Source organism: Rhodoferax sp., assembly GCF_037143375.1.
Lineage (GTDB): Bacteria > Pseudomonadota > Gammaproteobacteria > Burkholderiales > Burkholderiaceae_C > Rhodoferax.
The window spans coordinates 1-19,835 of the sequence record NZ_JBAWYV010000025.1 but is presented as its reverse complement, the minus strand read 5'-3'; the positions used below and the strand labels follow the sequence as shown (position 1 = coordinate 19,835).

Sequence of the window (19,835 nt, the reverse complement as noted above, 5' to 3'; positions counted from 1 at the left end):
CCAGGGAGCGCATTGCGCGCTCCCGATAGCGATGACATTTCATGATTTTTTTGTCAACCCTGTCCGCTAAATTCAAAACCCCTGGAGATTTCTGGGGTGGTTTGGCCTCCATGCTGGTGGCCTTGCCAGCATCGGTGGCCTTTGGCGTCACGATCTACTCGGCCATCAGTCCGTCGTACGCGGTATTTGGCGCATTGGCCGGCATTCTTGGTGCCGCTGCACTCGGTTTGATTGCCCCCACCTTTGGCGGTACCGACCGACTCATCAGCGCCCCGTGCGCACCCGCTGCGGCGGTACTTTCAGCGTTTGCCATTGAACTGGTCAAACAAGGCATCGCCCCCTCCAGCATCGTCCTGCTCCTGACTGTCTTGGGCATTTTGACGGGCTTGATCCAGATGTTTATCGGCTTCCTCGGGGCCGGTAGATTGATCAAGTACATCCCCTACCCCGTGGTTAGCGGTTATTTGAGTGGCGTGGGCCTCATCATCATTGGCAGCCAACTCCCGAGGATGGTTGGCGCCCCGCTGGACAGTATGTGGTGGAAGGCTACCCTCTCCCCGGCCCTGTGGGACGTTCGCAGTTTGGTCATCGGCGGCGCAACGGTCATGGCAGCCCTGCTGGCGCCCAAGCTGACTAAAGCCATTCCCAGCACCATTTTGGGTATTTTGGCTGGTGTCTTGGCCTATGTAGGCTTGGCCTACAACGATGCCACGATGACGACCCTGACCGACAACAAACTGGTACTGGGCGCGCTTGGCGCCTCCGGCTCAGGCTACCTTGACACCATTACCGGGCGCTGGGCAGAGATTGGCGATTTGAAACTGGCCCAGATCGCAGCTCTGTTTGGCAGCGCACTCACGCTGGCCGCCCTGCTGTCCATCGACACCCTTAAAACCTGCGTGGTCATTGACCAGATGACGCGAACCCGCCACGACCCCAATCGGGAACTGTTCGCCCAGGGTCTGGCCAACATCACCTCCTCGGCGATCGGCGGCATTCCCGGCGCCGGCACCATGGGCGCGAGCATGGTGAACCTCTCCAGCGGCGCCAAAACACGCATATCCGGCATCATTGAAGGCGTCATGGTGCTGGTGGCGGCACTCGCCCTGAATGCGTTCATTGCCTGGATACCGGTAGCCACGCTGGCCGGCATTTTGATCGTGGTCGGCTTGCGCATGATCGACACGGAACCCCTGCGTTTTCTGGAGTCGCGCGCCACGGTGTTTGATTTTGCGGTGGTTGCCGTGGTCATCGGCTTTGCCTTGATGGTTAGTCTGATTGCCGCCTCTGCCGTCGGCGTCGCCCTGTCCATATTGCTGTTCGTGCGCGAACAGGTGGGCGGCTCGGTGGTGCGGCACAAAACCTTTGTCAACCAGCGCTCTTCGACCTGGTACCGCCCGGAAGCTGAAATGAGGCTGATTGCCCAAAGAGGCGACAAGGCGGTCATTTTCGAGTTGCAAGGCAGTCTTTTCTTCGGCACCACCTACGAACTTTACGCCTTGCTGGAGCCTGAAATAAAGACGCGTGACTACATCATTCTCGACCTGCGGCGGGTTCAGTCGGTCGACATCACGGCCGCTCACATGCTCAACCTGGTGCGCGACATGCTCCGAGAGCGCGGCGTACCCCTGCTGCTGAGCAATGTGCGCGAGCAGCTTCCTAACGGGCGCAATCTTCTGGAGTTTTTCAGACAAACCGGTCTCATCGATGACACTGACACGGTTCAAGTGTTTAAGACCATCGAAGCCGCCATCGAGTGGGTTGAGGATCGGTTGGTTGGCGACCTCGAAAAACCAGCTCAGGAAGAAACGCCCTTGCGCTTGCAGGAAATGGATTTATTCCAGGGCCGAAAAGATGTGACCCTCGCTGACCTGGAAGGGCGCATGAAGCAACTCAGCGTCAAGTCTGGCGAGACCATTTACACGATGGGTGACCAGGAGCGCGAGTTGTATCTCATTCGTCGTGGCGCCGTTCGCATCATGGCGCCGATTAGCGGCAGCCGTCAGTTACACCATATCGCCACCTATGGTCGGGGCGATTTTTTTGGCGGCCTGGCCTTTCTCGATGACCGCGCCCGCAGTGATACAGCGATAGCCTCCACGGATATTGACCTCTTTGTTCTTTCGCTTGACCAATTTAACCAACTGGCGGACGAACACAAAAAATTGGCGCTGGTGTTGTTAATGGCCATTTCACGCACCCTCGCCCAGCGCCTGCGGCACGCGGACGGGGAACGGACCCTGCTCCACGTGTAACTGAGTTTTCTTCTCATGAAAACCGGGACTCATCACAAACCAGCGCATCCCTACTTTTCACTCCTCGACACGCTGCAACAGTACAAAGCCAGCTGGTTCAGGAATGATCTGGTGGCCGGGCTGACAGCGTGCGTCGTGATGATCCCCTCCGTGATCGCCTATGCCGAACTGGTCCATCTGCCTGCCATCACAGGCTTGTACGCGGCACTGGCGGCTGCCATCGGTTATGCGCTTTTTGGCAGCTCCCGGCATGTGATTGCGGGGCCGGATGCGGCTATTGGCTTGCTGGTGGGCTCAGCCATCCTGCCCTTGTCAGCCGCCGACCCGGCCCGCCTGGCGCTGCTGGCGGCAGAACTGGGCCTGCTCTCCGGTGCGGTGCTGTTGCTGGCGGCGCGGCTCAAGCTGGGGGTGATTGCTGACCTGCTGTCACGTCCGGTGCTGGTGGGCTACCTGAACGGCGCTTCGCTGATCCTGATTTCTACCCAGCTAGGAAAGATGTTTGCCATCAAGACGCAGGGTGAAGAGTTTTTTCCGATGTTGTCCAGCCTGGCGTCACAACTGCCTACGGCCCACATTCCTACGTTGATATTCGGTCTTTTGTTAATTGCACTGCTCGCCGCGGTCGGGCATTGGATACCTAAAGTACCGGGTGCGCTCTTGTGCTCGGCGGTCGCCATTCTGGCCACCTACTTGTTTGACTTGGGCCGCCTCGGCATTGCATTGGTCGGCACCGTGCCTTCAGGTATTCCTCAGCTTGCCATGCCGATGGTCTTGTGGTCCGACATCGCCCTGCTGGCGCCCGCTGCTGTGGCGATCGCTTTTCTGGCGTTCTCGGACGGCATTCTTCTGGCCCAGGCCTTTGCCGAAAAACACGGCTATGAAGTCAACCCCAACCAGGAGCTCGCGGCCCTGGGGTCAGCTAACATTTTGGCGGCCCTGTGGCAGGGGTTTCCAGTATCAGCCAGCCAGTCACGCACCTCGATCGTCTCAGTGGCAGGTGGTCGCACCCAAGTGGCACAACTGGTGGCAGCTGCCGGGCTTTTGTTGTTTTTACTTTTTTTGACAGGTCTGATGGCGATGCTGCCCAAGGTCGCGCTGGGCGCCATTCTGATCGTGACCGCCATTGGCATGCTTGAAGTTGCCTCACTGCGCACCCTTTACAAAATTGACCGCAATGAGTTTTTCATTGCCATGACGGTGACGCTGGTTATTTTGTTGACCGGTGTGGTGACCGGCGTGATCGCCGGGTTGCTGGTGTCGCTGATTGCTGTGTTGGTTGAGATTTCCCGGCCGCGCGACGCGGTGCTGCGCCGCCTGGTCAACGATGGAAAATTCCACGACTGTCTGGACGATGACAAAGCGGAAGATGTGCCGGGCGTCATTGTTTACCGTCTCTATGCGCCCCTGATTTTTGCCAACGCCCGCTATGTTTTCGAGCGCATTCACCAATTGGTGGATGCGGCGGGGCCTGAGCTTGAATGGCTGATCATTGACGCACAGGCTATCACCGATATGGACGTGACAGCAGCCCAGCGCTTTGCCGAATTGCACCGTGAGCTCAACGCTCAAGGCGTTCTGATAAAAATCGCCGATGCCCCGCGGCCTTTTCGTGAAGAGTTGGCCAAGGTGGGCTTGTCAGACGCTTTGGGTAGCCAACAATTCTTTGTCTCTGTCAAAAAAGCGGTTGAGGCTTATGAGCAACTTCAACATCAGCGCCTAACTCAGCTTCCAACGTGAACCCCTTATTGACCCTGATATTGCTGATCGCAGCTTGCGGTTTTTTTGCCTTGGCCGAGATGGCCCTGGCCGCCTCGCGCAAATCACGCCTACAGCAATTGGCCGATGCGGGCGACAAGTCTGCCGCGTGCGCACTGGCCATCAAAAGCCGCCCCAGCCGTTTCATCGCCGCCACCCAGACCGGCTTGACCACGGCCAGTTTGCTGTCTGGCATCTTTGGTGAGGAAGCGCTTGCGGCGCACCTCAAAACCTTCATTGACGCCAACTTCTCGGCGCTCACCGGCGTCAGCAGCGCCATCGCTTTCACACTGACCATCACCGTGATCACCGCCGCTGCCATTGTTTTTGGCGAGATTATTCCCAAGCGCATTGCACTGGCCTACCCGGAAGAAGTGGCCAAAGGGGTTGCACCCTTCATGCGGTGGTTCATCATGGTGCTGGCGCCGGCGATTCGACTGCTGTCGTGGTCTGCCGACCTGGTTTTGGGCTTGCTACCGATTCGCTCGGCCCCGGCGGTCACGGGTGTCGAAGATATTTTGGCGCTGGTCGATGAAGGTGAACTGTCAGGCTCGATTGGCAAGGAACAAAGTCACATGCTGTGGAACGTGTTCAGGCTTGAAGACCGGCACCTCGCTGCGGTAATGACCCCTGTCAAGGATGTGGCCCTGATTGACCTCGCCATCCCGCACATCGAAAATCTCAACACCATTCGCGCCGCCCCGCACGGGCGCTACCCCATTTGCCGGGGTGGTTTGCAGCAGGTGCTGGGACTGGCTGAGAGTCGGGCGGTCCTGAAGGCGGCCCTGTCAGGTGAATTTCACTTCGTCGATCTGCCGATGAGCCCCCCGGTCTATGTCCCGTCGGCCCTGACGCTGATTGAACTGCTGCGCATTTTTCGTGAGCAAAACGCTGACTTTGCCTTTGTGGTCAATGAGTTTGGGGTCACTGAGGGCATCGTGACCTTGAGTGACTTGTTTGAGACCGTGGCCGGCGACATGATGCCGGGCGCCACCGACCCGGATCAGGCCTTGGCGGTGCAACGCGACGATGGTTCCTGGCTGCTTGACGGCCTGCTGCCGATGGATGAAATGAAGGAAAAACTCGGCTTTACGATACTCGCCGACGAGACACAAGGGCGCTACCACACGGTGGGTGGCTTCGTGGTGACGTCGATGGGCAAAATACCCAAGCGGGCAGAAAAGTTTGTTGTGGGCGAGTGGGAATTTGAAGTTGTCAACATGGACCACAACCGGGTTGACGAGGTGATCGCCTCAAAACGGCTGGCGATTTGACGCCACGTTGAAAGCATCTTTCGATGTACCGTGAATTTGCTATATAAAAAATAGCTGCTCACGCATACGCCACCTGGTCTGCAGGCCGATTTACCTTAAGAAACAAGGCTGCGGTCTAGAGCACCTCAGGGGACTGCACGGTGACCACCACGGTTTGAGACTGCGCATCCCGATCCCGATTGCGCAACCACCAGACAGACCCCTTCTTGACCGAGCATTCCGTGGCGCTTAAGCCCATCAGTTGTGCAATCGTCTGGCCCAGCGTGGGCTGATGCCCTACCACCAGCACCGTGCCTTTGCCATGCGGCCACTGCACCAATTCCAGCAACTGGGCAGCGCTGCAGTCGGGCGCCAACTCAGACCTGATCTTGTACTTGCGCCCTAAGGCCGCCACAGTTTGCTCGGTGCGGCGTGCGGGGCTCACCAGAATGCGGGTGCTTTCAGGTAATTGCCGATCCAGCCAGTTGGCCATGCGGGCCGCTTGCTTCTCACCGCGCGATGTCAAGGTCCGCGCCATGTCATCACAACCCTCCAGCCATTCCTGAGCTTCTGCGTGGCGCCACAACACGAGGTCCATATCAATCACTCCGACCGGTGTAACGCACCATCAAGGCGGCCTGTGCACCATGCGCCGTGCGACGACTATCTTGCTTAACCCGGGCGTAAGTCCCATTGGGGAGCAAGTCCCAGGCATCAATGCCGTCGTGCAAATAGGCGACCAGTTCTTCATCAATAATGCGCTGGCGCTGCACCGGGTCGGTCACGGGCCAGGCCAGCTCAATCCGGCGCATCATGTTGCGGTTCATCCAGTCTGCGCTGGAGAGATACAACTCTTCAACATCGTCTTTACGAAAGTAAAAAACGCGCGAGTGTTCCAGAAAGCGTCCAATCACGGAACGCACACGAATGTTGTCTGTGACACCGGGCACCTGGGCTGGCAGCATGCAGGCGCCGCGCACAATCAGATCGATTTTTACGCCTTTTTGACCGGCCCTGATCAGCGCATGAATCAGCGCCTCGTCTGTCAAGGCGTTCATCTTGGCGACGATTCGTCCGGAACCGCCCGCTGCGGCCACCACCGCCAGGTCATTGATCTTCTCGATCATTTTGGGGTGCAGATACAACGGGGCCAGCAGCACCCGATTCAACTTGGGCAAGCGACTTTGGCTGGCCAAATGCACGAAGACATTTTCAATATCCATCGTGAGCAGCGGGTCAGCTGTCAGGTGGCTCCAGTCGGTATAAAGGCGCGCAGTGCGCGGGTTGTAGTTACCGGTAGAAAGGTGCGCGTAGCGCTTGAGTTGCTTGCCTTCACGACGCGTGATGAGCATCATCTTGGCGTGAGTTTTCAGACCCACCACACCGTACAAAACCTGCGCGCCGATGGATTCCAGCATCTCAGCCCAATTGATATTGGCTTCCTCGTCAAAGCGGGCTTTCAATTCCACCACGACCGTCACTTCCTTGCCGCGACGCACGGCTTCACGCAGCAAGTCCATCAACTCAGAGTCGCTGCCTGTGCGGTAAATGGTTTGTTTGATGGCGAGCACCTGCGGGTCGTTCACCGCTTCACGCAAAAACGCCAGTACGCCACCAAAACTCTCAAACGGCTGGTGAATCAATACGTCACTCACCTTGAGCTGTTCAAAGAACGAAACGCCTGGCACCAGTTGAGTGGGGTAGCAAGACTTGTAGACCGGGAAACAGAGCTTGGGAGCATCCACCAAATCGACCAGTTGCGTCAAGCGAACCAGATTGACCGGACCGGGGACGCGGTACAAGGCTTGCTCCGGTAAATCGAATTGTTTGAGCAAGAAACCCGACAAATGCTCAGAGCAACCGGCAGACACCTCCAGGCGCACCGCTTGACCGAAATGCCGGTGTTGCAAGCCCTGGCGCAAAGCCGTACGTAAATTTTTCACGTCGTCTTCGTCAACCGCCAGGTCCGAGTGGCGCGTCACCCGAAATTGGGAAAACTGACCAACCTCACGCCCCGAAAACAACTCGGCAAGGTGCGCACGAATCACGCTGGACAAGGAAACAAAGTAGTTGCTGCTGCCACATACTTTTTCGGGCATACGGATCATGCGCGGCAAAACACGCGGCACTTTCACAATGGCAATTTCATTTTCACGGCCGAAAGCGTCACGACCACTCAATCGCACGATGAAGTTGAGCGATTTGTTGGCAACTTGCGGAAAGGGGTGGGACGGATCCAGTCCCACCGGAATCAAAAGGGGGCGAACTTCGCGTTCAAAATACAGCTTGACCCAGCGCCGTTGCGCCTCGTTGCGATCCCCATGAGAAACAATCCGGATGCCACGTTTTTCAAGGGTAGGAATCAGGTCGTCGTTGTAAAGCGCATATTGGCGCGCAACCAAGGTATGTGCAGTCTCGGCCAACCGGTTGAAAGAGTCCACCGTGTACGGCCCTTTTTCGTCTTTATTCTGGTTGGCTTCCAGATGAGGCTCTGCGCGAACCTCAAAAAACTCATCCAGATTGGAAGAGACGATGCACAGGTAGCGCAGGCGCTCCAACAGAGGTACATCTTCGCGATAAGCCCAATCAAGCACGCGCTCGTTGAAAGCCAAAATACTGTGATCGCGGTCCAGAAGCACCACTGGGGGTGAGGCCGTTGCCAACTTTGACTGATGAGAGAGTAAAGACATGACAGCGTGGGCCTATTTATTACAAATTGATGACTTATTATTTACATATTTGATGACACCCGTGTGACAAACGCCACATACACACATCGAAACGGCCTATTGCGCTGTTACCGCGACTGCCTTGTTTCCCTGTGCACGCGCTTCGAGCTCAGGCTCCCAATGCAGCAATTCAAGCTGTCCATCAAAGTGCTCGACCAAGGCGGTACGGCTTTCGACCCAGTCACCATCGTTGCAATATAAAACTCCATTGATATCGCGCATTTCGGCGCGGTGAATATGACCACACACAACGCCCTGGTGGCCACGACGCTTGGCCTCATTGGCCACAGCCTCTTCAAAATCAGTCACGTAAATCAAGGCTTTTTTAACCTTGTGCTTCAGGTAGGCCGAGAGCGACCAGTAAGGCAAACCAAAATGTCCCCGCCAGTGGTTGAGATGGCGGTTTAACTTGAGCGTGAATTCATACAAGTTGTCACCCAAATAAGCCAGCCACTTGGCACATTGAATGACGGCATCAAAATAATCACCATGCGTGACCCATAAATGACGGCCATCGGCCGTGACATGCACCGCTTCTTCGACCACCTCAATGCCGCCAAACTGGTGACCCACAAAGCCGCGTGCAAACTCATCGTGGTTGCCCGGCACATAAATAATTCGACATCCTTTGCGCGCCCTACGCAGCAGCTTTTGCACCACATCGTTGTGCAACGCAGGCCAGTGCCAGCGACGGCGCAACTGCCAGCCATCCACGATATCACCCACCAAATACAAATAGTCGCTGGGGTGGGCTTTCATGAAATCCAGCAACGCACCAGCCTGGCACCCGGGCGTGCCCAAATGCAGGTCCGAGATAAATATGGAACGGTATCGTTTACGCGTTCCCTCGTCTTCATGTTTATCGACTTCGTCCGACTTCAATTCATTGACCCATGGCCCCATGGCATCGAAGGTCGCCCGCATCACGCCCCCAGAAAATGCTTGCGGTAGCGCGGCGGCAGATCGTTGATCCGCATCATCATCGGCAGGTCGGCCGTATTGAAATCAGGGTCCCAGGCCGGTGCGCCCAAAACCTTAGCACCTAGGCGCAGATAACCTTTGATAAGAGCAGGGGGTTCCACCACCAAATTGCTGTCAAGCTGCTCCACTGGCAGGGGTAGGCGGGGTCGTACATGGAGTTCAATCGGGGCCAGATGCGTGGTCTTGAGTTGCTGCCAAATACTGGCCGCTACGTCGCCGCTGACGATGCCGTTGTGCAGCATGGGAATGCTGGCGCAGCCAATCATGGTGTCAAGTTTGTTGCGCACCATGAACTCAGCCAATGCGCCCCACAAAGCCATGATCACGCCACCAGTACGGTAGTCAGGGTGCACACAACTGCGCCCCAGTTCAACCATGCGCTCGCGCAAACTGCGCAAGCGGGTCAGGTCAAATTCAAGATCACTGTAGGTACTGCCGACGCGCCGTGCCTGCACGGGCGTGAGGAGGCGATAGGTACCGACCACCTCTTGGGTGAGTTCGTCACGCACCAGCAAATGCTCACAGTAGTTATCAAACAAATCAACATCATGACCGGGCAAGGGTGTGTCGAGGCGAGCACCCATCTCTTCAGCAAAAACCTTGAACCTGAGGCGTTGCGCTTGCTTGACTTCATCAGCATTCTTGGCCCATGACACCGCAAGACTGGTGCGTTCGACTAGCGGCGTTGTGGTTTGGATCGACCCTTGCAGATGCGAGTGCGTTTTGGTGCGGCGAAACAGCCCTTTGGGCAGAGACAACGGGGACAGTGCGAATGTGGGGTTCGGTAGTTCTTTCATTTCTTTCTCCTTTATTTCGTTACCGAATATTGACCGTCTAGCGTGACGGCTTCGTGGCAACTTAATGGCAATTTGGTGACAGGAAAGGAGGTTCTGTTGAGTCGTGTTTTGCATCAACACTTTGTCAACTCAATAAATATAAGCAATCACTAATCTCTACAATATCCTTGTTAACTTTCACGCTTATCTGACACAAAAAGGAATTGAAATGAGCACGTTTGACCACATCGGCCTGATCCAGAACATCAACGACAACCTGGGCCCTTTGCGCAAGGCCCAGCCAGAAGCCATGCAGGGCTTTAGCCAGTTGTCACGGGCGGCGATGGCCGAGGGAACGGTCAGCGCCAAAAACAAGGAGTTAATTGCACTGGCCATTGGTATCACCCAGCATTGCTCGGGCTGTATTGGTTTTCACGTCAAAGCGCTGCATAAACTGCAATGCACCAAAGCCGAACTGGAAGAAATGCTCACCGTCTGCGTTTACATGGGTGGCGGCCCGGCACTGATGTACGCCGCAGAAGCCATGAAAGCCTGGGACATGATGGCGCCAGCGGCTTAAACAATAGACTGGCGGGTTCCGATGTAATACGCCAGCACGATCATGCTGGTGACAAATATCAACCAACCGACCAGCAGCCGAAGCCACAGCTTCGGCGCATGGCGCAGCCCCATGAAGTCATAGATCACCAGAAAGCCTTTGACAAAGGCCAAGCCAAACATCACCAACACCGGGGCCATGCCAGCGCGCCCTGAGAGGCCGCTCTCACCCAGCCAGTAGGTGATGGCAGTCGCGACCAGCAGAATGGCCCAGATGCGGTTGACGGAGCTATTGAACATGCTGTTTTTCCCCTTAGCGCATGACATAAACCAACGGAAACAGCACGATCCACAACAGGTCGACCATGTGCCAGAAGGCGGCACCCGTTTCGAGCGCGTGGACATCGTGGCGACCGTAGGCCCCTTGGTGGGTCTTGAACCACAAAATCCCCAGGAAGACCATGCCCGCAATCACATGGAGAAAGTGAAACGCCGTCAGCATGATGTAGAACATGTAGAACGTATTGGTCGACATGTCGATACCCGCGTCAATCTTGGCCGAGAACTCGATTAGCTTGAAACAAACAAAGCCCAAACCGCATGCCAGCGCGGCAAGCAACCAGCGCGACCCTGAAGCAGACTGATCAAGTCGAACCGCCTTGACAGCGCGCACCACGCACCAACTTCCGGTGATGAGCAGCACCGTGTTGATGGCGCCGGAGTTCAGATCCAGGGTGAGTTGAGAGGCATTAAAAAGTGCCACTTCACGGGCGCGGGCGAAGGCATAGGACAGAAACAAAATGCCGAAGGTCAACAGCTCCGCCAAAATGATGAGCCAAATTGCCAAATCCCCGGACAAATGGGGCGCGCCCTTGTCAGGGTGCCGGTTCATCGCTGTGGGAGACTTCAAAGCCATCGGCCACGTAGGCCGGGCCCTTCATGATCCACACAATGACACAGCCGATGGTCAGGGTCAGCACCAGTGTCCAGATGAAAATTACCAAGCCGACCATCAAAAAATCAAACAATTGGATGCGTCGGGCCAACTCTGCAACGCTGCCTTCGGTGATCAGATAACGGGCCATCCAGGCCATCAGCGCCGGCAACAAGGTACCCGCCACGCACACGGTCGGCATCAGCCGCAACAAGCGCCACTCAAACCCATAGGGGGTTTGCTGGAATCCAGGGAGTTTTTGAAGCCAGTTCATAAAAACATTTTATAGGTTCAGGCCCTGACCCGCTTCCTCGTAGGTGCATCCATCACGGATGTGATAAATGCGCTTGAAGGTCGGGATGATTTTTTCGTCGTGCGTCACCACGATGATGGCAGTGCGGAACTGTTGCGCCATCTGGTTGAGGATGCGCATCACACCCAAAGCGCGTTCGCTGTCGAGTGGTGCGGTGGGCTCGTCAGCAAGGATCACCGGCGGTTGGTTGGCCAGTGCCCGTGCGATCGCCACGCGCTGTTGCTCACCGCCCGAGAGTTGCGTGGGTTGGGCCTTGGCGCGGTGGCCCACGCCCAGCGCTTGCAGCAAGTCCAGGGCCCGCGCCCTCGCCTTTGCATTGGGTTGGCCCGCGAGCATGGGGAGCCAGGCCACGTTATCGGTCACATCCAGAAAAGGAATCAAGTACGGCGCCTGAAACACAAAACCAATGTTGTCACGCCGCAAGGCACGCAGATCAGACGTGATCCATCGGTTGTCATAAATCGTCTCGTTGCCCAGCGTCATGCGCCCCGATGTCGGCTCAATCACGGCGCCCAGGCATTTAAGTAGCGTGCTCTTGCCCGAACCCGAGGGGCCAATCAGGCCCACGACTTCACCGGGCGCCACGCTCATGTTGACGTTTTTGAGCGCATCAACGGCAGCGTCGCCTTCGCCGTAGCGCTTGCTCAAACCTTCAATGCGAATACCCAGTTCACTCATGCTGTTTCCTTATCCTATGGCCTCAGCCGGGTCTACCCGCAAAGCCACGCGAATGGCCAGAGTGCTGGCCAGCGCGCAAATGACCATGACGACGACAAAGCCGCGCACCGCATCACCCGACTCCAGCAACACATATTTCGGAAATACCGGTGCCCAAATGGTGGCGGCCACCTTGCCAACGATGAACCCGATGAGGCCAAGGCCCATCGCCTGCTGGAGGATCATGCTGGCAATGGTACGGTCGCGCGTGCCGATGAGCTTGAGTACCGCGATTTCGCGCAGTTTGCCCAGCGTCATGGTGTAGATGATGAAGGCCACAATGGCGGCGCTGACGATGGCCAGAATGACCAGAAACATGCCAATTTGTTTGGCTGAGGTGGCAATCAGCTTGGCCACCAAAATGTCTTCCATCTGCTCGCGGGTGAACACTTGCAGGTGCTTCCAGCGGCGAATGGGTTCGGCCACCTGCTCAGGGTCAACCCCTGGCTGTATTTGCACCAGCACGGCATTGACGTTGTGGTTGCTGCTTTGTGAGGCGGTGATGGCATCAAGCAAACCAGGCACCCCGGGGCGATTAAGCGCCGGGTTGGCGGCGGTGCGGGCGCGGTCGTTTTGGATGGCGTCGTTGTCTTTGAGAAACTGCGCTTCTTGCGCGTCAGCGGACGGAATGAAGACCATCGGGTCGCCACCCGACGACACCATGCGCTGCGTGAGGCCCACCACCACGTAGTCGTGGCGCCGAATCCTGATACGGTCACCCAAGGCAAAGCCGGTCTTCACGTCAGCCACCGCTTCGTAATGGTTGCGCGTAATGTGGCGGCCCGCCATCAGGTAGGCGGGTTCACCCGGCTGGCCGGGCAGCACGCCGACCACCATCGCGCGCACGTCGGTGTTGTCGCGGCGCACTTGCATGGTCAGGTAGGTCACATTGGCAGCGCGCGCTACGCCCGGCATACCTTGCAGTGAACGGTAAACGTCATCACGCAGGCTGGAGGATTCAGCGTAGGGGCCTTGCGTGTCTTTTTGCACCACCCAAAGGTCAGCACCGCTGTTGTTGAGCAGCATGAGCGCATCGTCCACCATGCCGCGATAGACCCCCGCCATGGTCAGCGTGACGCCAATCAGCAAGCCCAGACCAATGCCCGTCAAAACGAACTTGCGCCAGGAATGCAGAATATCGCGACCGGCCAGGCTGATCATGGCGCGTGCTCAGTGAGGCGAGTCACCACCTGGGTACGCGTGTTGCTTGTGATTTCTTTTTCGCTGAAAACCACCACATTGCTGTCTGTCTTGAGCCCATCCAGCACCTGTACTTGCCCGTCTAGGCTGGTCTGTCCCAGGCGCAAGGGCACAAACTGGGGACTGCCGTCCACCAGCACCCAGACGCCGGTCTGCCCACCGCGCCGTTTGATCGCGGCATTGGGCAACATCAACGCTGCTTGCGTGGCCGGTAGTTTGAGCGTGACCTCGGCCAACTCACCCACGGCGATACCCGCTGGCATCACATCAAAGGCAATCTGGGCCACGCGCTCTTCGGTCACGCTGTCGCCCTGCAACTCTACGCGGGCCACTTTGCCGTGGACCACCGTGCTGCTGCTTGAGCGCAGCACAATATCAGCCACCAACCCGGGTGCCAAACCGTTGGAGCGGCCTTGGTCAAATCGGGTTTTCACCCACAGGCTCGCCTGATCGACCAGTTTGAAGACCGCCTGCCCCGCCACCACAGTGGAGCCCGGCTCAGCATCACGCGACAAAACGACACCATCCTGGGTAGCGAGCAAGCGCACGCTTTGACGCTGCTGGGCCAGCGCGGCACGCTCGGCGTTCAGCCGGGTCACGTCCTGGCTTGCCGCCGAAAAACTGGCTTGCGCGGCCTGAACCCCAGCCTCAGCCGAGGTTTGCTCCTGCACCTTGGCCTCCACCGCGCCCGCACTGACAAAGTTCTGACGCCCCAAATCCACATAACGGCGTGTGTTGACAGCGGCCAGTTCGCGTCGGGCCGCGGCATCGCTCACCTGGGCTTTCGCCGCCAACATCAGGCTGGCGCCCCGCGCCATCGATGCATCCAGTGCCACAAGACGGTTATCCAGATCCACCGGGTCCATTTCGGCCAGCAACTGCCCCGCTTTAACCGTATCGCCCACATCTACCAGCACACGCAGTACGCGGCCAGCGTTGGTGGGTCCGATCAGATAGCTGCGGCGCGCCTCCACGGTGCCAACACCAAATAGCGCAGGGGAGAGCGAGCCTTCAGTGGGCTGCACTACTGTCACCCGCACGGGCGCGAGGGGCCCGGCACGCCGGATCACAAACACAATGGCCGCCACCAACAGCAAGGCCAGCAGGCCCAGCGAGAGAACTTTTGACGATGGAATTTTGAGCTTCATGGTGTCTTGCGGATACCGCACAGGTAAAGTTGAAATACTCGGGGGGCCTCCGTGCGCATGCCGGATATTTGTCCACTCAACATGGACTGCATCACCAGGCCTTGCACGATGCCAAGGAACAAAATGGAGGCGGCTGACTCATCCAGATCAGCGGGCGCATCGCCTCGCTGCACGGCAGCCTTCAACAGGCGCACCAACAACTGCCGGTAACCCTGCATCAGCCCGCGCACCTGCTGCTTGAGCGGGGAATCTTCAGCCTGCTGGAGTTCATGAAATATCACGCGTGGCACGCCGGGGTGAGTCACCACAAAATCAACATGTGCATCAAACACACAGCGCAAAGCTTCCAGCGGCGTACTGGCCTGTAGTGCAGCCTCATTCAAGGTGCGCAGCAAATGTTGAGCGACCCATGTCATGGCCGCCAGCCAGACCGCGTCTTTGGTCGGAAAATGTTTAAACAAGGCCCCTTGGCTCAGACCGACCGCTTTGGCCAGATCCGTGGTTGTAATGGCCGCCGGACTGCAGTCTTGAGCCAAGCGCAGGGCCGCAGCGACGATCTCGGCCTGTCTTGCTTCGGTGGGCAATCGAGTGACCGGGGTTTGTGCGGAGGTGACTTTTAACATGGTAAGTAATTAATTACTTACCATGTTACCTGATTTATTAGTCTCTTGATTTTCAATGATTTTTAGCATGGCACGGACAAGATCTACTACCCACAATCTCACCCATTCAACGGTCAATAAAAAGCAAAGGTGATGCCATGACAAAATTTTTAATTCTTGTACTTTCGTCGGTGCTGGGGCTGAGCGGATGCATCGTGGAGTTGCAAAACCGTCAGGCTTCTGAGGAACTCGTGCAGCGCTCAAAGCCACCTGGTTCGGTCTATACCGGTTGGCGTGTGTTCCAGGATCGGTGTGCGAACTGTCATGGGCCTGCTGCGACCGGCACAGCGGGTGGCCCGGACCTGTTGCCGAAAGTGCACGAAATGGGTGTACGCCAATTCGTGAGCCTCGTCCTCAAGCGCTATGACTGGGGGGTGCCTGCGGCGCAGGCCAACATCAGCGCTGACCGGGAAGCCTTGATTGACGAGGTTGTCGCGCGCAAGCAATACATGCTCACGATGCCCGAGTGGCAAGGCGAGCCCCGCGTGAATGCCCACATCGTGGACCTCTATGCCTATCTTTCAGCGCGCGCCGAGGGGTCGCAGGGCGTCGGTCGTCCGACGCCATAGCGCGCTTGGGCCACGTTTGCTTCAGCCTGCAGTGGCATCATTCAGAGCGCAGGGCTTCCACCGGGTCCAAGCGGGCGGCGCTTCGCGCAGGCAGCACGCCAGCGAGTAAGCCAATGAGGATGGCAACGCCCTCGGCCAGCAGCACAAAAACCATCGGCGTATGCACCGGCAAGGCCGGCACGGTCAGGTGAATGATCTGTGCCAAACCCATGCCAAGCGCCAGCCCCATCACACCCCCCAAGGCCGATAGCGCGACCGCCTCTCCCAGGAACAAGCCCAGAATGGTACGGCGCGTTGCACCCAGCGCCACCATCAAACCGATTTCACCGGTGCGCTCACTGACAGCGATGGTCATGATGGTCACGATGCCCACGCCACCAACCAGCAGCGAAATGCTGCCCAGCGCCGCCACGGCCATGGTCAGGATATCCAGAATATTGGACAAGGTGCGCAGCATATCCTCCTGGGTGGTCAGGGTGAAGTCTTCACGACCGTGACGTGCGGCGAGAAGACTGGTGACGGCGCTGACGATGCGCGCGCCGGGAATGCCTTCTTCATACGCCAGGTCAATCTTCATCAGACCGTCACGGTTGTAGAGTTCCAGCGCCCGCGCCGTGGGGATGTAGGCGGCATCGTCCAGGTCAACCCCCAGAAACTGACCTTTGGCTTCGAGGACACCAATCACACGAAATTGCAGGTTACCCACACGCACCCGCGCCCCCAGCGGATTGGCGCTGCCAAACAATTCGGATTTGAGCTTGGCGCCCAGCACCACAAAGGCCCGGGCGTTTTCCAGCGACTCATCGGGCAGGAATTGGCCGATGCGTACCTTGATGCTGTAGACCTTCGCCATGTCGGCACTCACACCATTCACGGTGGTGCGCCGCAGTCGTCCGTTGGCGCCAACCTCGGTGTTGCCCCAAACGGTGGCAGTCATGCCGGTGACATGGGGCAAGTTACGCAGCGCCCTTGCGTCGTCCAGAGTCAGGGGCCGCACGGACGTCGGTATGCCGGTGGGGGCCGGGCCCGAGGTCTTGACCTTGCCCGGCGAGATGCTGGCGATGTTGGTGCCAAACTGGGTGAACTCTGCCAGCACAAATCGGTGGATGCCCTCCCCAATCGAGGTCAGCAAGATGACCGAGGCAATACCCACCGCAATGCCCAGCAAGGTCAAAAAACTGCGCAAGCGCTGCGCCGTCACGGCGCGCAGGGCATGTTGAATAGCATCTGGCAGCAGCATGCGGGTTATCGCTTGGACAGCGCCTGAACCGGGTCGAGTTGGGCCGCGCGGCGCGCAGGCAAAACCCCAAACAAAATACCGGTCACCAAAGCGGTGGCCAGTCCTGCCAACACCGCCCAGTCAGGCGGGTAGGCCGGAAACGTGGGGTACAGCAGGCGAATGACCGCAGCACCGAGTTGCCCCAACACATAGCCCACCACCGCCCCAGCCAACGAGAGCATGGCGGCCTCAGTCAAAAACACCCAGCGAATGGCGCCCCCGGTGGCACCCAGGGCCTTGAGCAAGCCAATTTCAGCGGTGCGCTGGGTGACGGACACCAGCATCACGTTCATCACCAGAATGCCCGCCACCGCCAGGCTGATGGCGGCAATACCCGCGACCCCCAGCGTCAGGGCGCCCAGCAACCGGTCGAAGGTGGCCAGCACCGCGTCCTGCGTAATCACGGTCACATCCTGCTCGCCTTCGTGGCGCAGTTTGATGATGTCGGCCACCTGGACTTTGGCCGCCTCAATGCTCTCGCGCCCCTTGGCTTCAACCAGGATTCGAAACAGGGTGCTGCTGTTGAACAGGGCCTGCGCCAGCGCGACCGGAACAAACACCAGTTCATCGGTGTTCATGCTGAGACCCTGGCCACTGACCGCGAGTACCCCCACAACTCGAAAACGCCGGTCACCAATTCGCACGAGTTGCCCCAAGGCCGGTTCAACGCCAAAGAGCTCAGAGCGCACCTTGGCGCCAATGACCGCTTCAGAGGCGCCCCGTCGCCAATCGCCGGCGGCCAAAAACCGCCCTTGGGCCATCGCCATCTGACGAACTTGCAGATATTGCGAGGTGGTCCCTGCCACCAGCACCTCGCGCAGTTTGCCGCCCACGCTAATTTCAGAGGTCCCCACCGCCAACGGCGCGACGTGGGCCACGGAGTTGGCGCGTTGCAGCGCCTGTGCATCGTCAATGGTCAGGTCACGCGGCGTGCTGGTAATGGCGTTGCCGGGGTTGAATCCGCCGGTTTGAGAACGCCCGGGCAGCACAATGACCAGGTTGCTGCCCAAGGACGAAAACTCGTTCATCACGAAACGGCGTGCGCCATCGCCCAAAGCCGTAAGCACCACCACGGCGGCGACGCCAATGGCCATGGCCAACACCAGCAACGAGGCCCGCAGCGGGTTGCCAGTGGCCGCGTCGCGGGCAAAACGTATCAGGTCGGCGCTGCGCATGGGGTGGGCCGTGTATCGTGCCGGATGGCACCGTCTTCCATCAGTAATTGGCGACGCGCGCGAGCACCCAGGGCGGCGTCGTGGGTCACCATAATCAGCGTGACACCTTGGGCGTTGAGACCTTCCAGCAGGCGCACCACCTCCTCGCCGGTGCTGCGATCGAGGTTCCCGGTGGGCTCGTCGGCCAGAATCACAGCCGGCTGCATGATGGTGGCGCGGGCAATGGCGACGCGCTGGCGTTGCCCGCCTGAGAGCTCATCGGGGCGGTGGTCAGCACGGTTTTCAAGGCCATAGTCTTTCAGCGCCTGCGCCACCCGGGCGTTGCGCTGCGCGGGCGCCAGACCGGCCAGCACCATCGGCAAAGCAATGTTTTCAGCGGCGCTCAGGCGCGGCACCAGATGAAAACTCTGGAACACAAAGCCAATGCGTTCGCTGCGGACCTGCGCTTGCTCATCGGCCGACAACGTGGTGACGTCACGCCCTTCCAATCGGTAGATACCGGTATTGGGGCGGTCCAGCAGGCCCAGCAGATTAAGCAAGGTCGACTTGCCTGAGCCCGAAGGCCCCATCACCGCCACGTAGTCACCGGCCGCAATCGTCAGATTCAGGTTGCGCAGCGCGTGCACCTCGGAGTCGCCGAGATGGAACACCCGCTCTACCCCGGCGATTTCAATTTGCTCGGTGCTCATTTTTTAGCTTTATCTTCAACCACAAAAGAAACGCCGGTCTTGACGCCCTCGCGCTCCAGCGAGGTAACCACCCGGTCGCCCGCGGCCAAACCTTCGAGCACTTCGGTAAATTCCCAATTGGCCAAGCCGGTCCTGATTTTTCGTTCCTGCAGCGTGCCATCTGCGCCGGCCAGCAGCACTGAGCCGCCTTCTTGCAGCGCAGAGGTCGGCACCCGCACGACATCTTCACGAACTGCCAGCACCACTTCCACATCGGCGCTATAGCCCACCAGCAGACGCGGAGGCGCTTTATCAGGGTCCAGGGTAGCCTCAACATCAACAGTACGGGCCTGCTTCTCAACAGCAGACACATAAGGCGCCACACGCTTGACCTTGCCCGGGAAAGACTGCTTGGGCAGGGCATCAAAACTGATGCGGACCGGCTGCCCCGCCGTGATTTTTGGCGCATCCACCTCGTCCATCGGTGCCCGGATATACAGGCAACTGTCGTCGATCAGGTCAATGGCGGGCGGCGTCGGCACACCCGGTGGCGAGGGCGTACTGTATTCACCCAATTCGCCAACGATCTTGGCCACGGTGCCGGCAAAGGGCGCATACAGCACCGTGCGACTTTGTTCAACCCGGCTGGCGGTGACCCGGGCCTGCGCCTGAATGACATCGGCCTTGCTGGCATCACAACCAGCGCGCCGGGCCTGGGCGTCGGAGCGGGCCTGTTCATCGCGAGAACCAGAGACAAAGCCTTGCTTGAACAGGGAGGTCTGGCGCTCAGCTTCGCGCTCGGCATTGGCAGCGATGGTGCACGCCTCGGTGACCCGTTTGCGGGCGGTCTCGACCTGCGTCAG

Annotated in this window: 20 protein-coding genes; 5 read left to right on the top strand and 15 right to left on the bottom strand. The window is 58.5% G+C overall.

The window, feature by feature from the left end; all coding sequences use genetic code 11:
* The first annotated feature begins 41 nt into the window (after positions 1-41).
* From WCG50_RS06200 to WCG50_RS06190, 3 genes are read left to right on the top strand one after another with little or no spacing between them, the layout of a single operon-like run.
* A complete protein-coding gene (locus WCG50_RS06200) occupies positions 42-2,255 on the top strand; it encodes a SulP family inorganic anion transporter (RefSeq protein ID WP_336898711.1) in 2,214 nt (737 codons plus the stop codon).
* Positions 2,256-2,270: 15 nt separating this feature from the next.
* A complete protein-coding gene (locus WCG50_RS06195; RefSeq protein ID WP_336898710.1) occupies positions 2,271-3,992 on the top strand; it encodes a SulP family inorganic anion transporter in 1,722 nt (573 codons plus the stop codon).
* A complete protein-coding gene (locus WCG50_RS06190) occupies positions 3,989-5,284 on the top strand; it encodes a hemolysin family protein (protein WP_336898709.1) in 1,296 nt (431 codons plus the stop codon). Before WCG50_RS06195 ends, WCG50_RS06190 begins: the two co-directional genes overlap by 4 nt.
* Before the next feature lie 115 nt (positions 5,285-5,399).
* Here WCG50_RS06190 and sixA read toward each other — a convergent pair whose 3' ends face one another.
* The 4 genes from sixA to WCG50_RS06170 form a co-directional block, all read right to left on the bottom strand.
* Positions 5,400-5,861, bottom strand: coding sequence for a phosphohistidine phosphatase SixA (gene sixA, locus WCG50_RS06185; RefSeq protein ID WP_336898708.1), 462 nt, complete (start codon positions 5,859-5,861; stop codon positions 5,400-5,402).
* A gap of 1 nt (position 5,862) precedes the next feature.
* On the bottom strand, positions 5,863-7,953 hold the full coding sequence (gene ppk1, locus WCG50_RS06180) for a polyphosphate kinase 1 (RefSeq protein ID WP_336898707.1): 2,091 nt from the start codon (positions 7,951-7,953) through the stop codon (positions 5,863-5,865).
* Between the two features lie 96 nt (positions 7,954-8,049).
* The gene (locus tag WCG50_RS06175) at positions 8,050-8,916 is read right to left on the bottom strand and encodes a UDP-2,3-diacylglucosamine diphosphatase (protein WP_336898706.1); all 867 of its coding nucleotides are present in this window, start codon (positions 8,914-8,916) and stop codon (positions 8,050-8,052) included.
* Entirely contained in the window at positions 8,916-9,770 is an 855-nt protein-coding gene (locus WCG50_RS06170) for a GNAT family N-acyltransferase (RefSeq protein WP_336898705.1), read from the bottom strand. Before WCG50_RS06170 ends, WCG50_RS06175 begins: the two co-directional genes overlap by 1 nt.
* A gap of 208 nt (positions 9,771-9,978) precedes the next feature.
* On the opposite strand from WCG50_RS06170, the gene WCG50_RS06165 reads away from it, so the two are divergent.
* Positions 9,979-10,329: a carboxymuconolactone decarboxylase family protein gene (locus tag WCG50_RS06165; protein WP_336898704.1), complete on the top strand. Its 351-nt coding sequence runs from the start codon at positions 9,979-9,981 to the stop codon at positions 10,327-10,329.
* On the opposite strand, the gene WCG50_RS06160 is transcribed toward WCG50_RS06165, so the two are convergent.
* The 7 genes from WCG50_RS06160 to WCG50_RS06130 are packed head-to-tail and all read right to left on the bottom strand — an operon-like array spanning position 10,326 to position 15,242.
* Positions 10,326-10,607 (bottom strand): cytochrome C oxidase subunit IV family protein, encoded by a 282-nt coding sequence (locus WCG50_RS06160; RefSeq protein WP_336898703.1) that lies wholly within the window; start codon positions 10,605-10,607, stop codon positions 10,326-10,328. The genes WCG50_RS06165 and WCG50_RS06160 overlap by 4 nt on opposite strands.
* Before the next feature lie 13 nt (positions 10,608-10,620).
* Positions 10,621-11,199: a cytochrome c oxidase subunit 3 family protein gene (locus tag WCG50_RS06155; protein WP_336898702.1), complete on the bottom strand. Its 579-nt coding sequence runs from the start codon at positions 11,197-11,199 to the stop codon at positions 10,621-10,623.
* The gene (locus WCG50_RS06150; RefSeq protein ID WP_336898701.1) at positions 11,183-11,515 is read right to left on the bottom strand and encodes a hypothetical protein; all 333 of its coding nucleotides are present in this window, start codon (positions 11,513-11,515) and stop codon (positions 11,183-11,185) included. The genes WCG50_RS06155 and WCG50_RS06150 overlap by 17 nt, the downstream gene beginning before the upstream one ends.
* A gap of 9 nt (positions 11,516-11,524) precedes the next feature.
* On the bottom strand, positions 11,525-12,232 hold the full coding sequence (locus tag WCG50_RS06145) for an ABC transporter ATP-binding protein (RefSeq protein ID WP_336898700.1): 708 nt from the start codon (positions 12,230-12,232) through the stop codon (positions 11,525-11,527).
* Positions 12,233-12,241: 9 nt separating this feature from the next.
* Entirely contained in the window at positions 12,242-13,432 is a 1,191-nt protein-coding gene (locus WCG50_RS06140; RefSeq protein ID WP_336898699.1) for an ABC transporter permease, read from the bottom strand.
* Positions 13,429-14,619, bottom strand: coding sequence for an efflux RND transporter periplasmic adaptor subunit (locus tag WCG50_RS06135; protein WP_336898698.1), 1,191 nt, complete (start codon positions 14,617-14,619; stop codon positions 13,429-13,431). The genes WCG50_RS06140 and WCG50_RS06135 overlap by 4 nt, the downstream gene beginning before the upstream one ends.
* Positions 14,616-15,242: a TetR/AcrR family transcriptional regulator gene (locus tag WCG50_RS06130; RefSeq protein WP_336898697.1), complete on the bottom strand. Its 627-nt coding sequence runs from the start codon at positions 15,240-15,242 to the stop codon at positions 14,616-14,618. The genes WCG50_RS06135 and WCG50_RS06130 overlap by 4 nt, the downstream gene beginning before the upstream one ends.
* Before the next feature lie 137 nt (positions 15,243-15,379).
* On the opposite strand from WCG50_RS06130, the gene WCG50_RS06125 reads away from it, so the two are divergent.
* The gene (locus WCG50_RS06125) at positions 15,380-15,850 is read left to right on the top strand and encodes a c-type cytochrome (RefSeq protein ID WP_336898696.1); all 471 of its coding nucleotides are present in this window, start codon (positions 15,380-15,382) and stop codon (positions 15,848-15,850) included.
* A 37-nt stretch (positions 15,851-15,887) separates the two neighbouring features.
* Here WCG50_RS06125 and WCG50_RS06120 read toward each other — a convergent pair whose 3' ends face one another.
* From WCG50_RS06120 to WCG50_RS06105, 4 genes are all read right to left on the bottom strand, one after another.
* A complete protein-coding gene (locus tag WCG50_RS06120; protein ID WP_336898695.1) occupies positions 15,888-17,090 on the bottom strand; it encodes an ABC transporter permease in 1,203 nt (400 codons plus the stop codon).
* Between the two features lie 5 nt (positions 17,091-17,095).
* Positions 17,096-18,304, bottom strand: a complete 1,209-nt coding sequence (locus WCG50_RS06115; protein ID WP_336898694.1) for an ABC transporter permease — start codon at positions 18,302-18,304, stop codon at positions 17,096-17,098.
* Entirely contained in the window at positions 18,286-18,993 is a 708-nt protein-coding gene (locus WCG50_RS06110; RefSeq protein WP_336898693.1) for an ABC transporter ATP-binding protein, read from the bottom strand. Before WCG50_RS06110 ends, WCG50_RS06115 begins: the two co-directional genes overlap by 19 nt.
* The coding region (locus WCG50_RS06105) for an efflux RND transporter periplasmic adaptor subunit (RefSeq protein ID WP_336898692.1) at positions 18,990-19,835 on the bottom strand (846 nt) is incomplete at its 5' end. The genes WCG50_RS06105 and WCG50_RS06110, both read right to left, overlap by 4 nt.